Genomic DNA, 14,273 nt, shown 5'->3' on the forward strand with positions numbered 1-14,273 from the left:
CCGGGGTGCGAGCCGGAAGGGGCGCGGGCGGAGTCAGTACTCAGCCGGACTGGACCGGCTCTGCAGTAGTCGTCGCAGCGACTCGAGGCGCGCCGGCCCGGCCGGCCCCGCGTGGCCCTCGGCGACCCAGTCGTCGAGCGCGCACTCCTCCTCGTCATGGGTGCAGCCGCGCGGGCACTCGTCGGTGCCCGCCGCCAGGTCGGGGAAGTGGTCGATGATGCGGTCGACGTCGATGTGGGCCAGGCCGAAGGAGCGCACCCCCGGCGTGTCGACGACCCAGCCGTCGTCATCGGGCAGCCGGAGCGCCACGGCGCTCGACGACGTGTGACGGCCTCGCCCAGTGACGACATTGACGTCGCCGATGGCCCGACTGGCACCGGGGACGAGGGCGTTGACGAGGGTGCTCTTGCCGACTCCCGAGTGGCCGACGAGCACCGTGACCCGACCGGCGAGCCGGGCCCGGAGCTCCTCCAAGCCCTCGATGCCACCGTCGTCACGGCGGGTGACGACGTGGCCGACCTCGAGAGGGGTGTATCGGGCGAGGAACTCCGCCGGGTCGGCGAGGTCTGCCTTGGTGAGCACGAGGAGCGGCTCGAGGCCGGCATCGTAAGCGGCGACGAGGCAGCGGTCGACCATGCGGGAGCGTGGCTCCGGGTCGGCGAGGGCGGTGACGATGGCGAGCTGGTCGGCGTTGGCGACGATGATGCGCTCGACCGGGTCGGTGTCGTCGGCGGTGCGGCGCAGGACGGAACGGCGCTCCTCGACCCGGACGATCCGGGCCAGGGCGTCCGCACCGCCGCTCGTGTCGCCCACGAGCGCCACGTCATCGCCGACGACGATCCGTGTGCGACCCAGCTCGCGGGCCTTCATCGCCGTGACGAGACGCTCGGGCTGCTTGCGCCCGCCGGCGCCCTGAGGGAGCAGGCAGGTGTACCGCCCTCGGTCGACCCCGATGACCATCCCGACGAGGGCGTCCGCGTGGGCGGGACGGTCCTTGGTGCGGGGCCTCGAGCCCTTCCGGGTCGGACGGACGCGCACGTCCCCCTCGTCGAGGTCCCGCCAGCTCATCGAGCCGGCACCTCCACGGCCGCGCCGGTCGCGGACCCTGCCGGTCGCGTCCCGTCGATCATCCGTGCCCACAGGCCCGGGAAGTCGGGCAGTGTCTTGCCCGTCGTGGCGATGTCCTCGACGAGGACGCCCGGGACCCTGAGGCCGAGGATGGCCCCCGCGGTCGCCATCCGGTGGTCGTGGAAGGTGCGGAAACGTCCACCGTGCAGCTGAGCCGGGGCGATGCGCAGGCCGTCGTCGGTCTCGCTGACCGCGCTGCCGAGGGCGCCGAGCTCGCTCGTGAGGGCGGCCAGCCGGTCGGTCTCGTGCCCCCGGATGTGGGCCACGCCGTGGATCCAGGACGGGGTGGAGGCGAGGGCGGCGAGAGCGGCCACGGTCGGCGTGAGCTCTGCCGCGTCGTGCAGGTCGATGTCGATGCCGACGAGCTCGCCGGTGCCGATGACCGTCAGGCCGTGGCGGTCGAGCCGGACGTCGGCTCCCATCGTGTCGAGGATCTCGCGCATGAGGTCGCCGGCCTGGGTGGTGTACTGCGGCCAGCCGGGCACGCGCACCGTGCCGCCCGTGACGAGCGCGGCGGCGAGGAAGGGGCCGGCATTGGACAGGTCCGGCTCGATCCACACGTCGAGGGCGTTGACCTCCGAGGGCTCGACCCGCCACGTGTTGGGCTCGGAGTCATCGACGACGGCGCCGGCGTCGCGCAGCGTCTCGACCGTCATGAGGATGTGTGGCTCGCTCGGCACGGGCTTGCCGTCGTGGTGGACGGTGACGCCCTCGTCGTAGCGCGGGCCCGCGAGGAGCAGCGCCGAGATGAACTGCGAGGAGGCCGAGGCGTCCATCGTCACGGCGCCTCCACGAACTCGACCTCGGCCGTGGACGGTGAGGGGCAGCGAGCCGTTGGCATCCTCGACCTCCACTCCGAGCACTCGCAGGGCATCGACGACCGGCCCCATCGGCCGGAGCCGCGCCTGGGCGTCGCCGTCGAGGCGGACCGGCCCGTCGGCGAGTGCGGCAACCGCCGGCAGGAACCGCATCACCGTCCCGGCGAGGCCGCAGTCGATGGTCACCCCACCGCGCAGCGTGGACGGCGGCGTGACCAGCCAGTCCGGGTCGGACCCGACCGCGTCCGCCTCAGGTGCGACGTCGTCGATGCCCACCCCCAACGCCCGGAGTGCCTCGGCCATGAGGAGCGTGTCTCGGGACCGCAGTGGCGCCCTGAGCCGCGACCGGTCGCTGGCGAGGGCGGCGAGGACGAGGTAGCGGTTCGTCAGTGACTTGCTGCCCGGGAGAGTGACAGTCGCGTCGACGGGCCCTCCCGGGGTGGGGGCCGACCAGTCTCCGAGAACTGTCGTTGCGCTGGTGCCGCTGGCCGCGGCGTCGGTGATGGAGGAGTGGTCGGCGGGACTCAAGTCAGCTCACGATGTCCTGGGCTCGATGGGCGAGGAGGCGGGCCTCCCGGGCAGCTGCCCGCTTGGCGTGACGCGCCTCGCGGCGGGTGGTGTGGGTGGCGTGCTGGGCTCGCCAGGCGAGCCCGGGCTTGCCGGCGGTGTCGACACTGGCCAGCAGGAGGCCGCCGAGCAGGCCGACGTTCTTGAGGAACAGGCTACGACTCTGCGCGCGCTTCTCGGGATCGGTCTCCTCCCAGAACGCGTGCTCGATCGCGGTGGTGGGGACCACCGAGGCAGCGAGCAGCGTCGAGGCAAGGCGTGGCATCCGCCCGGTGGCCAGCAGGGCGCCGCCCCCCACGAGCGTGGCGCCGTTGACGCGGACGAAGAGGTCAGGGTCGTCCTGGACCGCGGGCGGTGCGGACACGGAGTCGAGCAGCTGCGCTGCCCGCTTCGATCGCGCTGCCGGGTTGCGCAGGGCTTCGACGCCGGCGGCGATGAACACGGAGGCGAGCATGGGACGGGCGATTCGACGGACGATCATCGGGATTCCTCCTGGGGTGGGGCCTACGTTATCGACATACCCACACCCTCGGCTGCGTTCGTGCACGCCGTCCGACCCACGCCCGACCGCCGCCACCTCGGCTGGACCGGCAACACGCCCGGTAATGCACAACTGCGCCGCGAAATATCAGGGGCGAGCAGCGAAATGCCGGGCGTGTTGCCTGGAGGGAGGGCGGGGCCGGGAGGGCCGGGGGGCCGGGAGCGCAGCTGCATCGGGAGTCAGCGGAGCGGCATACGCTGAACCCCATGTGTGGGAGGTATGCCGCGAGCGCCAGGCCCGACGAGCTCATCGAGGCCTTCGACATCGAGGAGGACCACTCCGGGGAGCCCGGGCGCAGCATCCTCAAGAACCCGCAGAACCCTCCGCCCGGCCAACCCGACTGGAACATGGCGCCGTCGAAGCAGGCGCCGGTCGTCGTCACCCGGGCACCGCGCACGCCGGAGACCGCCGAGGCGGGTGAGCCCGACGAGGCGCAGGCCACCCGGCAGCTGCGCCTGCTCACGTGGGGCCTCGTGCCGTCGTGGGCCAAGGACGTCAAGCTCGGCCAGCGGATGACCAACGCCCGCGCCGAGTCGGTCCTCGGCAAGGGAGCCTTCGCGAGGGCGGCGCTCTCCCGGAGGTGCATCGTCCCGGCGGACGGCTGGTACGAGTGGCAGAAGTCCCCGACCGCCGTCGACGCCAAGGGCAAGCCCCGGAAACAGCCGTTCTTCATCCACCGCGCCGACGGGGCGAAGGTCGGCTTCGCCGGCCTCTACGAGTTCTGGCGCGATCGGGAGCTGCCCGACGGGCATCCGGACGCGTGGTTGACGACCTTCACCATCATCACCACCGCGGCCGATCCGGGGATGGACCGCATCCACGACCGCCAGCCGCTGGTCCTCGAGCCCGAGCAGTGGGAGCAGTGGCTGGACCCCGCCGAGCGGGATCCCGACGTCGTCCGGGGGCTGCTCGAGTTCGCTCGGCCGGGCCGCTTCGAGGCCTATCCCATCGGCCGCTCCGTCGGCTCCACGTCGCGCAACGGCCCCGGGCTGCTCGAGCCGGCCCCGCGGGAGGAGCTCGTCGGAGTCGTCGACCCGATGACCGGTGAGGTGATCGGGGGATGAGCGCAGCCGCGCGCGTGGCCGAGCGGGTGCGCGACCTCGACACCCCCGAGGGTCCCGGACGGGCGCACGTATGCCGCCCAGCTCGCTCCCACGGCACCGTCGTCCTCGGCCACGGGGCCGGGGGCGGGCTGCGCTCCCTCGACCTCACGGTGGCCCGGGACGTCCTCGTCGGGGCGGGCTGGACCGTGGCCCTTCTCGAGCAGCCCTGGCTCGTCGCCGGACGGCGGGTGGCCGGCAGGCCGCCCACGCTCGACGCCGCGTGGGTGCCGATGGTCACTGACCTGATGTCGGGCCGGGGACGACTGCCCCGCCCGCTCGTCGTCGGCGGCCGCTCCGCCGGCGCGCGCGTGGCCTGCCGGACCGCTGCCGAGCTCGGTGCCGATGCCGGGCTGCTGCTCAGCTTCCCCCTCCACCTCCCGGGGCGCCCCGACCGCCTGCGTGACGCCGAGCTGGCCCTCGCTCCCGACCCGACGTGGCTGGTCCACGGTGCGCGTGATCCGTTCGGCACGCCGGAGGAGCTCGCCCCCTACCTCCCGGCGTGGGCGACGCTCATCGAGGTCGACGGGGCCCACAGCTTCCCCAAGGGCTCCCGGCCGGCCCTCGTCGAGGCGCTGACGCGCATCGCGGGAATGCTGCCCCGATGACCGACGTTTCAGGGGCATGGTCACCTGTCTGCTGGAGGCGCCCGCACGAGCGGCGGCTCCGGCCACCCTCCCCTCGGGTTTAGGGTGGGAGACGATGAGCAAGGACAAGCAGACCGACCCGGCCTCGGCGATCACCGTCGTCGATGCCCCGCCGAGCCCCGAGGGCCAGGCACCCCTGGCCGAGGGCGGCACGGTGACGGGGCACGAGCCACCATCCGCGACCGTCGACCTCGCCGCCGAGACCGAGGAGGAGCGACGCGCCCGCTTCGAGACCGAGGCGATGCCGCTGCTCGACCAGCTCTACAGCGCCGCCCTGCGCACGACGCGCAACCCCAGCGACGCCGAGGACCTCGTCCAGGAGACCTACGCGAAGGCCTACGGCGCCTTCCACCAGTACAAGCCGGGCACGAACCTCAAGGCCTGGATGTACCGCATCCTCACGAACACCTACATCAACAGCTACCGCAAGAAGCAGCGACAACCGCTCGAGTCCGACTCGTCCGACATCGAGGACTACCAGCTCGCGCGGGCCGAGTCCCACACGTCCTCGGGGCTTCGGTCCGCGGAGGCGGAGGCTCTCGACCACCTGCCCGACAGTGACGTCAAGCGCGCCCTCCAGGAGATCCCCGAGGAGTTCCGGCTCGCCGTCTACTTCGCAGACGTCGAGGGCTACTCCTACAAGGAGATCGCGGAGATCATGGACACGCCGATCGGCACCGTGATGAGTCGGCTGCACCGCGGACGCCGCCAGCTGCGGGAGCTGTTGACCGATTACGCCGTGGAGCGCGGGTTCGCCGCTGCCGGCGGAGCGGGAGGAAGACGGTGATGGGCAAGGGCGAGCGCGACGACGCGCCTGCGGCGGGTCAAACCGACTGCTCCGAGGCGCTCCTGCGCGTCTACGAGTTCCTCGACGGCGAGCTGGGCCCGTCGGAGTGCGCGAAGATCCAGGCGCACCTCGACGAGTGCGGCCCCTGCTTCAACGAGTACAACCTCGACACGACCCTCAAGTCCCTCATCAAGCGCTCCTGCGCCAACGAGCACGCGCCCGACACGCTGCGCACGGCCATCATGGCCCGCATCTCGCTCAGCGTCTTCCGGGTCGAGGGTGGCTGACCGGTAGACGGCTGGGCCACCACGCCGACCCATCACGCTGAACCCACACCACGCCGACCCACCCGGTCGGGACGGCGGGGGAGGCAGGCTCCAGGGCGGGCTCCGCCCCGAGCCGTGGACCGGCACCATCTCGGACGCCGACGACGAAGGCCCGCGCCCGAGTGTCGGGGCGGGCCTTGGCTGCCGGTGCGTGGCGTGCGCTGCACGCCACGCGCTCAGGCGTTGGGCTTGCGGCCGTGGTTGGCGGCGTTACCCTTGCGGGCGCGGCGCTTGCGGGCGCGCTTGCTCATCTCGGCTCTTTTCGTCGATGGTGCTGGTCGCAGTGCCCGTCCGGGCACGAGCACTGATTCTCCCACATCTTCGCCCACGCCCTCACCGAGGTCCCCGCGACATCCTCCGCTGGTCCCCCTTCCCGTCCGCTCCACCTGGGGCCGTGGCACCCCACCTCGTGCCGATCGCAGGGTGAGACCACGGGTTGGAAGGTTAAGAACTTGGTAAAGAATGCGACTGGACGAGGTCCCGGCCCCGAAAACGCCCGGAAGTTTGGGATCCTGTAACTGACGCAACTGCTGGCGCCTTCCCCCGGGCGCCAAGGCGCCCGTGTCTGAACATAAGGAGCCCCCGAAATGCTGCGCAAACTCCTCATCGCCTTGGCAGCGAGCCCATTCATCGTGAGCCTGACGACGGTCCTTGGCAGTGACACGTGGTCGTGGGGTGGCTGACGGGTCCGGTCGAACGCACCTGCCCTGACTGCATCGCCGGCCCTGTCGCTCGCGGGCGGTCCCTGACGAGAGCAGCGGGCTCCCGAATGCGAGCGAGGTGAGCACCAGCTCTCGCCGACCGGGGCTTCGTGACCGGCGCCTGTATGCCTACATCGGCGTCGTCTCCCTCGCCGCTGCCGGCGTAGGGCTCGTGGCGTGGCAAACCGACCCGCGTCTGGATGTGCCAGCCCTGCTGCTGCTGTGCGGCATGGGCATCCTCAGCTTCCAGCTCCGGGAGCCCGACGTCGGGTCTCGGGTCGGCTTCTCGTTCCTCAGCATCATCCTGCTCGCTGCCGCCGTCATCGTGGGCCCGGTCGGCGCGTGGATCGTGGGTCTCGTCTCGATGGCCACCGACCGGGGTCGACCCCGCTTGGTCCAGACGGTCTTCAACGTCGCCATGACGGGGATCATCGGCGCAGTGGGTGCTCTGGCCTACCTCCTGGCCGGAGGGCAGCGCGAGCTCGCGGGGATCTCTGGTGCACTGACGATCTCCAGAGACGTCGGCTTCCCGATCCTCGTGGCCGACGTCGTCGGCTGCCTCACCAACGCCGTGCTGCTCGCCGGAGTCATCCACTTCTCCCAGGGCGTCCCCTTCATGGTCATGGTGCGCCGCGTGCTCAGTGGATCGGGATGGGCCTACGTGGGCTACGGCATCATCGGCTTCCTCTTCGTCGTCCTCTGGTACCCCGCCGAGCTCGGGCCCTTCAGCGCCCTGCTCGTCCTCGCCCCGCTCCTCGCTGCACGCTGGGCGTTCATCCAGTACGGCGACGAGCTCCGGTCCCACGAGCGAACCCTGGACACCCTCGTCACGGCGCTCGGCAAGAAGGAGCCTGCCGCCGTCGAGAGAAGCCGCCGAACGGCCCGGTTGGCGGAGTGGATCGCCGAGGACCTCGGGCTCGGGCCGCACCAGATCGTCACGGTCCGCCATGCCGGGACGCTCCACGAGATCGGCCACCTCGCGGTCCCGGCCCGGATCCTGCGTCGTGCCCCGGAGTCGCTCACCATGCAGGAGCAGCGAATGCTCGCCGCACACGGGGTCGTCGGTGCGCGCATGATCGAGGGAATCGACTTCCTCGACGAGGCACGGGCCGGCATCTGCCACCAGCACGACCACTTCGACGGCGACGGTGAGGGCCCGCTGAAGGGGGCGGACATCCCGGTCTCGGCGCGGATCGTCGCGGTCGCCGCGGCGTTCGACGGCCTGACCCAGCCTGACGGGTGGGTCGAGCCGAAGACAGCGGAGCAGGCCCTGCGTGCCCTCGGTGCTGACACCGGCCGCTACGACCCGGCGGTTCTCGAGGCCCTGAGCGCCGTCGTCGCGAAGCATGGGTGGCCACCCCGCGAGGAGGCGACGTCGTGACCGCCGTTCTCGGCCCCCGACGCTACGTGCCGCTGGGGGCCGGCATGGCAGCCGTGGTGTGCTCCGCGGCCCTCGTGTACGTGTCCGCCGACTCCCCGCAGTGGGGCGACTCGGGCAGTGTGGCACTCGTCGGGACCTTTGCCATCGCGATCCTCGTCGGTGAGTGGTTCCAGCTGTCCGGCTCCCGCGTCCGCGGCTCGGCACCGATCGCCACGGCGGCGGCGCTCGGCTTCGTCTTCACGGCGGAGCTGCCAGGCGACCGAGTGGTGTCCTACGGCTCGGTCTTCGTGCTCGCGGTGACCGGTGTGGCCATGACCGTCGCCGCGCTCACGAGGCATCTGACCGGTCGACCCGTCAACGTCGCGGAGACGGTGGGCCGGTTCATCAGCGTCGCCGTGGCGGCCCTGTTGTACCGCGTGATCCACCTCGGCCAGGTCGGTGGTGAACCAGTGCGGGACGACGGCCTCGAGCCGTGGCGGGCCGCGGTCCTCATGCTGGCGATTGCCGTCATCGGCCTGCTCGCCGACGCGTTCGTCACCTCAACGGCACGCGCTCTGCTCCGGGCCGCCTGGTGGCAGACGCTCAAGGACGAGCTGCGCTCGAGCTTCGCCATCTCGGTCGCCCTCGCCGTGACGGGAGTTCTCATCGCCCTGGCCGTGCCCCCGTTGGGTGCGCCCGCCGTCCCCCTCTTCCTCAGCCCGCTGGTCCTCACGCTCTTCGCCTTCCGTCGCTACGTGAGCATCAGGGCGACCTACCTCCAGAGCATCCGCACCCTCGCACGGCTCACCGACGCGGCCGGCTACACCCCGGCGGGCCACTCCGAGCGGGTCGCGGCCACGGCGGTCGCGGTGGGCCGGGAGCTCGGTCTCCCCGAGCGGGAGCTGCTCGACCTCGAGTACGCCGCTCTGCTCCACGACATCGGCCAGGTCGCACTCGTCGAGCCCATCCCGGGTGGCGCAACCGTCCTCGCGGCTCCGGCGGACCAACGGCGGATCGGGGAGGACACCCTGGCCATCGTGCGCGAGACCGGAGTGCTCGACGACGTTGCACGGATCCTCGAGCACCAGGCGACCCCGTATCGGCAGCTGCGTGAGCTCGGCGAGGAGATCCCGCTGACGAGCCGGATCATCAAGGTGGTCAACGCCTACGAGGACCTCACCGGCGGCTCCCGGAGCCGACGCGCCCGGGACACGGCGGTGGAGCGCATCTACCTCGGCCTCGGCTACGAGTACGACCCACACGTCGTCGATGCCCTCCTGCGCTTCCTCGGCACGGCCGAGCCACCCGCGTGAGGCGTGAAGCGCGGGGGAGAGGCCGGGGAGGAGCACGTGCCCCCCGTGTGGCACGGCTGGGCGCCGATCCGGCACGGCCCGGAGCTGCCCTGACGCCTGCCGGTGACCGGTTCCATACGAAAACGCCGGCCCCCCTTGTCGGATCGGGCCCCGGCCATGGCAGAATGACGACGTTCGGGCAACCCCCGTCTCGCATATCCGTACTTGAGGCCAGACCCGCGGCCCTTGCCATTTCCGCTAGGGCGCGATGCCCTGTCGATGCGAACGAGGTTCCTCTCATGAGTGCGTTGCCCGTCAGTCAGCCCTTCGACGCGAATGACCCGGTCTTCCGGGCGCACGAGGGCGGCAAGCTGGGGGTACACGCGACCTCCCCGCTTCGAGATGCCGACGACCTGTCGCTGCTGTACACGCCGGGGGTCGCCGAGGTCTCCCTCGCGATCGCGGCCGACCCCGCCCTCGCCACCCGCTACACGAGCCGCCGCAACACCGTGGCGGTCGTCAGTGACGGCACTGCCGTGCTCGGACTCGGCGACATCGGCCCGCTGGCGGCGATGCCGGTGATGGAGGGCAAGGCGGTGCTCTTCAAGCACTTCGCCGACGTCGACGCCGTCCCCGTGTGCCTCGAGACGGGCACGGTCGACGAGATCGTGGACGCCGTCGCCCGGTTCGCCCCCACGTACGGCGGGATCAACCTCGAAGACATCTCGGCGCCCCGGTGCTTCGAGATCGAGCGCCGGCTCAAGGAGCGCCTCGACATCCCCGTCTTCCACGACGACCAGCACGGCACCGCCATCGTTGCGCTGGCCGCGCTCTACAACGCGGCGCACGTCGTGGACAAGCGCCTCGAGGACCTCACCGTCGTGGTGTCCGGTGCCGGCGCCGCTGGCGTGGCGGTGTCGTCGATCCTCGTGCACGCCGGCGTCGGGGACGTCATCGTCGTCGACTCGTCCGGCATCATCGGCCCGGACCGCACCGGGCTTCCCGCGCACAAGGCGTCGCTGCGCGACCTGACGAACCGGACCGGCCGCGTGGGCCTGCTCGGTGACGCGCTCGAGGGCTCCGACGTCTACATCGGCGTGTCTGGCGGAACGGTGCCGGAGCGTGACCTCATGCGGATGGCCCCCCGGGCAGTGATCTTCGCGCTCGCGAACCCGGACCCCGAGGTCCACCCGCGCGTGGCGCAGAAGTTCGCCGAGGTGGTGGCGACGGGCCGGTCGGACTTCCCGAACCAGATCAACAACGTGCTCGCCTTCCCGGGCATCTTCCGCGGAGCCCTTGACTCCGGCGCCCGGTCGATCACCGAGGAGATGAAGCTGGCTGCCGCTCGAGCCATTGCCGGGCTCGTCGAGGAGCCGACGGCCGATTGCGTCGTCCCGAGCGTGTTCGACGAGCGGGTCGCCCCCACGGTGGCTGAGGCGGTCTCGGCCCTGGCCCGCTGCTGCGGCTGAGTCGCTGCCCTCGACGTATGCCGCTGGGCCGGCCCGACGTATGCCGCTGGGCCGGCCCGCGGGTCGCCGTTCCTGTCGAGTGGCCCGATTGTCCACACGCTCCCCTCCGGGAGGTGGAGTCGGGACTCAAGTGGGCGCCGCTCCTGTGGATCCGGGGCCACTCGAGTTGCCCGGGTGGACATCGGGCCACTCGGGTGGGCTCCGGCGCGGGACCGTGAGGTCGTGCGGTGTGCATCACGTCTCGCGTCGGAGGCGCCCCCGGGTGGGGATCGTTAGGGTGCTGACATGCTCGCCGTCTACGCCGCCAGCCAGTCGCCCACGGACCCGCTCTCCGGTCTCGTCGTCGGGGAGCGGCCTGATCCGGAGCCGCGCGACGGATGGGCGAGGGTGCGCCTTCGGACTGCCGGCCTCAACCACCACGACGTCTGGTCCCTCCGGGGGGTGGGTCTGCCGGCCGACCGGCTGCCCATGATTCTTGGCTGCGACGGTGCGGGGGTCGACGACGACGGCAACGACGTCATCGTCCACGCCGTCGTGGCCTCGGAGGGGTGGCAGGGCGACGAGACGCTCGACCCGCGGCGCACGCTCCTTTCCGAGCTGCACGACGGGACGCTCGCCGAGTACGTCCTGGTGCCGCGCGGCAACCTCGTGCCGAAGCCTGCCGATCTGTCCTGGGACGCGGCGGCCTGCCTGTCGACGGCCTGGCTCACGGCCTACCGGATGCTCTTCACCAACTCCGGGGTCAAGCCCGGGGGCACCGTCCTCGTGCAGGGCGCTGGTGGTGGCGTGGCGACTGCCCTCGTCCAGCTCGGGGCCGCCGCGGGATATCGCATGTGGGCGACCTCACGCGACGCGGCCAAGGCCGACAAGGCCCTGAGCATCGGCGCCGACCACGTCTTCGAGTCGGGGGCGCGCCTTCCGGAGCGGGTCGATGCCGTCATGGAGACGGTCGGGGCCGCCACCTGGTCGCACTCGGTCAACTCCCTTCGTCCCGGCGGCACCATCGTCATCTCCGGCGCGACGTCGGGCGACGCCCCGAGCAAGGCGGAACTGACCAAGATCTTCTTCAAGCAGCTCCGAGTCGTCGGCTCGACGATGGGGACGCGGGAGGAGCTCGGCAACCTCTCGCGGTTCATCGTCCAGCAGCGCATCGAGCCCGTCATCGACACGGTCCTGCCGCTCGCCGACGCCCGGGAGGGCTTCGCGCGCATGGTCGAGGGCGACGTCTTCGGCAAGGTCGTCTTCACCATTTCCTGACCCGAACCCTGTCCTGTCCGACGGGATCGCGTCAGCCGGGTGAGTGGTGCGCCGTCCGGCCGGTCCGGCCTGCGATCCTCACCACGACCGAGAGTCCGCTGGCGCTCGGCTCCTCCGGCTGGCCCCGAAGCTCCTCGGACCACAGGGCTGTCTCGAGCCGGGCCGTGAGCCGCCCCAGCTCGAAGGGCGTCGCCGCGGTCAGGGTGACCGACCGCTGGCCGATATCAGCCGTGCCGGAGTCGACCTCGTGGAGTGCTGCCCGAACGGCACGCCCCACCGCCTCGAGTCGTGTCGAGGTCTGAGGAGAGACCGGCGGAAGGCCCACCTCCACCGCGTCCGCACTGCCCGGCTCGACCCCCAAGGCCGCGCGCACGGCCTCCACGCGGCCGTAGGCGAACCAGTCCTCCGGACCGGACCGGACCAGGTCGCGACCCCGTGGGGCAACTGGGTCGTCAGAGGAAGGCACGAGCGCTGCGAGCCCGCGGACGAGCGCGGCGGGGACCGCATGGACCTTGCCCTTGGCGAGGTCGGCGGCCGAAGCGATCTCGTCGGCAACCGCGCGGGTCGTCACCTCGAGGCGCCGACCGTCGGCGTCCGTCCCTCCCCGAAGGTCATCGGTCACGCGCACGCCGTGGACCCCGAGGGCGAAGTCGACCTGCCCGATGCGCCACGCGCGCCCCGACGTGTCGCTGAGGATGACGCCGATCCGGACCCGGTGTCGCCGGCCGAGCTCGTCCCGGATGCGCTCGCACACCCCGTCGGCGTCGTGGGGCAGGAGCAACCATCCTCCCCGCTCCCCGGTGTTGGACCCGTCCACGCCGGCAGCGGCCATGATCGGCCCGGCCTTGGACCGGACGATGCGCGCCACGCGACCGGGCAGCGCCCGCTCGGCCACGACGTAGTCGGTCTCGGCCTCGACGACCCGGTCCTTGTCGGGGTCGTGGGTGACGAGTCCGAGCGACTTGCTCGCGATCTTGCTCGACACGACGAGGACGTCGCCGTCCTCGAGGCGCACGCCGGAGCGATCGAGGCCCGCATCGATGACATCGGCGAGGTCGTCGCCCTCGCGCACTTCGGGGATCCCGGTCAGTGGCGTGACCGTGATCGTGGACGGCGACTGCAGGCCCTCCGAGGAACGGCTCATGGACGTACCTCCCCACCGCCAGACGCCGTGCCGAGCCGCTGGGCCAGCTCGAGCGCGCTCGCCGCGATCTCCGCAGCAGCCTCGACCGAGCTCATGAGGAGCGGGCGGCGGACCAGCGCCGGACCCGAGGATCGTGCCGTCTCCGGCATGGGGTCCTCGGGGTCGACGAGCCAGCCGTCGAGGAAGTCCGCGTAGAGACCGGCCACGGCCTCGCTGGTCGTGTCCACCCCGATGGTCCGCAGGCAGACGTCCGCGTGGCCACGCACGGGTCGTCCCCCGACGAGGGGAGAGACACCGACGACGGGGGCACGTGTGCCCCGGAGCGCATCTCGCACGCCGGGCACGCCGAGGATGATCCCGATGGACACGACCGGGTTGCTCGGTGGCAGCAGGACGACGTCGGCGGATCGGATCGCCTCGAGGACGCCCGGGGCCGGTGTCGCAGCGTCCAGCCCGGCGACGACGAAGCGCTCCGCCTCGAGCGCGGCCTGGTGACGAACCCACCACTCCTGGAAGTGGATGGCCCGCTGCTGCCCGTCCTCCGTGACCACGACGTGCGTCTCGACGGGGGTGTCGGTCATGGGCAGCAGCGTCACGCCCTGCTCTCCCAGCCCCCAGCGGCCGGCCAGCCGCGCGGTGACCGCGCTCAGCGGCATACCGTGTCCGAGCAGTTGCGATCGATAGATGTGGGTTGCGAAGTCCTTGTCTCCCAATGAGAACCACATCGGTGTCGCTCCGAGTGCGGCGAGCTCGGCGATGACGAGGTGGGACTCGTCTGCGCGGCCCCAGCCCTGCCCGTCATGCACCCCACCGCCAAGGGTGTAGAGGAGGGTGTCGAGGTCCGGGCACACGCGCAGCCCGAAGAGCGTGATGTCGTCGCCGGTGTTGCCGATCACGGTGACCTCCGGCCGCTCGCCCGGACGTGTGCCGCTCAGGTGGTGCAGGAGACCGCGGACGAACCTGGCGCCGCCGACTCCACCGGCGAGGGCTGTGATGCGCATGCCAAGGATCCTCTCAGGACCGCGCGGAGGGTGTGCAGCGCGGTGCCCGGGAGGTGGCCGTGCAGCGGGTGAGGAGGGGGTGAGGAGGGGGTGAGAAGAGCGATCGTGCGGGTAGGACACCTGCCGTGAGCGGGT

General features: G+C 71.7%; 14 protein-coding genes. 8 read left to right on the forward strand and 6 right to left on the reverse strand.

Annotated elements, in window-relative coordinates; translation table 11 throughout:
* Nucleotides 1–33: 33 nt before the first annotated feature.
* The 3 genes from rsgA to LOY02_RS01170 are packed head-to-tail and all read right to left on the reverse strand — an operon-like array spanning nucleotide 34 to nucleotide 2,994.
* Entirely contained in the window at nucleotides 34–1,068 is a 1,035-nt protein-coding gene (gene rsgA / locus LOY02_RS01160; RefSeq protein ID WP_317180479.1) for a ribosome small subunit-dependent GTPase A, read from the reverse strand.
* Nucleotides 1,065–2,474, reverse strand: a complete 1,410-nt coding sequence (aroA, locus tag LOY02_RS01165; protein WP_410505900.1) for a 3-phosphoshikimate 1-carboxyvinyltransferase — start codon at nucleotides 2,472–2,474, stop codon at nucleotides 1,065–1,067. The genes rsgA and aroA overlap by 4 nt, the downstream gene beginning before the upstream one ends.
* Before the next feature lies 1 nt (nucleotide 2,475).
* A complete protein-coding gene (locus tag LOY02_RS01170; protein ID WP_317180480.1) occupies nucleotides 2,476–2,994 on the reverse strand; it encodes a DoxX family protein in 519 nt (172 codons plus the stop codon).
* A 266-nt stretch (nucleotides 2,995–3,260) separates the two neighbouring features.
* Here LOY02_RS01170 and LOY02_RS01175 point away from each other — a divergent pair, with 266 nt between their 5' ends.
* From LOY02_RS01175 to rsrA, 4 genes are read left to right on the forward strand one after another with little or no spacing between them, the layout of a single operon-like run.
* Complete coding sequence (locus LOY02_RS01175) at nucleotides 3,261–4,118, forward strand: SOS response-associated peptidase (RefSeq protein WP_317180481.1); 858 nt, start codon at nucleotides 3,261–3,263, stop codon at nucleotides 4,116–4,118.
* Complete coding sequence (locus LOY02_RS01180) at nucleotides 4,115–4,762, forward strand: alpha/beta family hydrolase (RefSeq protein WP_317180482.1); 648 nt, start codon at nucleotides 4,115–4,117, stop codon at nucleotides 4,760–4,762. Before LOY02_RS01175 ends, LOY02_RS01180 begins: the two co-directional genes overlap by 4 nt.
* Before the next feature lie 16 nt (nucleotides 4,763–4,778).
* Complete coding sequence (locus LOY02_RS01185; protein ID WP_317180483.1) at nucleotides 4,779–5,588, forward strand: sigma-70 family RNA polymerase sigma factor; 810 nt, start codon at nucleotides 4,779–4,781, stop codon at nucleotides 5,586–5,588.
* Nucleotides 5,588–5,875, forward strand: coding sequence for a mycothiol system anti-sigma-R factor (gene rsrA / locus LOY02_RS01190; RefSeq protein ID WP_317180484.1), 288 nt, complete (start codon nucleotides 5,588–5,590; stop codon nucleotides 5,873–5,875). The genes LOY02_RS01185 and rsrA overlap by 1 nt, the downstream gene beginning before the upstream one ends.
* 215 nt (nucleotides 5,876–6,090) lie before the next feature.
* On the opposite strand, the gene LOY02_RS19200 is transcribed toward rsrA, so the two are convergent.
* Nucleotides 6,091–6,165, reverse strand: coding sequence for a 50S ribosomal protein bL37 (locus LOY02_RS19200; protein WP_410505901.1), 75 nt, complete (start codon nucleotides 6,163–6,165; stop codon nucleotides 6,091–6,093).
* Nucleotides 6,166–6,694: 529 nt separating this feature from the next.
* Here LOY02_RS19200 and LOY02_RS01195 point away from each other — a divergent pair.
* The 4 genes from LOY02_RS01195 (at nucleotide 6,695) to LOY02_RS01210 (ending at nucleotide 11,993) form a co-directional block, all read left to right on the forward strand.
* Nucleotides 6,695–7,996, forward strand: a complete 1,302-nt coding sequence (locus tag LOY02_RS01195) for an HD-GYP domain-containing protein (protein WP_317180485.1) — start codon at nucleotides 6,695–6,697, stop codon at nucleotides 7,994–7,996.
* On the forward strand, nucleotides 7,993–9,288 hold the full coding sequence (locus LOY02_RS01200; RefSeq protein ID WP_317180486.1) for an HD-GYP domain-containing protein: 1,296 nt from the start codon (nucleotides 7,993–7,995) through the stop codon (nucleotides 9,286–9,288). The genes LOY02_RS01195 and LOY02_RS01200 overlap by 4 nt, the downstream gene beginning before the upstream one ends.
* Nucleotides 9,289–9,566: 278 nt before the next feature.
* A complete protein-coding gene (locus LOY02_RS01205) occupies nucleotides 9,567–10,736 on the forward strand; it encodes an NADP-dependent malic enzyme (protein WP_317180487.1) in 1,170 nt (389 codons plus the stop codon).
* Nucleotides 10,737–11,021: 285 nt separating this feature from the next.
* Nucleotides 11,022–11,993 carry a zinc-binding dehydrogenase gene (locus LOY02_RS01210; protein WP_317180488.1) on the forward strand — a complete coding sequence of 324 codons (972 nt, stop codon included), beginning with the start codon at nucleotides 11,022–11,024 and terminating at the stop codon, nucleotides 11,991–11,993.
* Nucleotides 11,994–12,024: 31 nt separating this feature from the next.
* On the opposite strand, the gene LOY02_RS01215 is transcribed toward LOY02_RS01210, so the two are convergent.
* Complete coding sequence (locus LOY02_RS01215) at nucleotides 12,025–13,137, reverse strand: coenzyme F420-0:L-glutamate ligase (protein ID WP_317180489.1); 1,113 nt, start codon at nucleotides 13,135–13,137, stop codon at nucleotides 12,025–12,027.
* Nucleotides 13,134–14,138, reverse strand: a complete 1,005-nt coding sequence (gene cofD, locus LOY02_RS01220) for a 2-phospho-L-lactate transferase (protein ID WP_317180490.1) — start codon at nucleotides 14,136–14,138, stop codon at nucleotides 13,134–13,136. The genes LOY02_RS01215 and cofD overlap by 4 nt, the downstream gene beginning before the upstream one ends.
* Nucleotides 14,139–14,273: the final 135 nt, after the last annotated feature.

Origin of the sequence: Intrasporangium sp., from assembly GCF_032907665.1 — a bacterium.
GTDB lineage: Bacteria > Actinomycetota > Actinomycetes > Actinomycetales > Dermatophilaceae > Intrasporangium.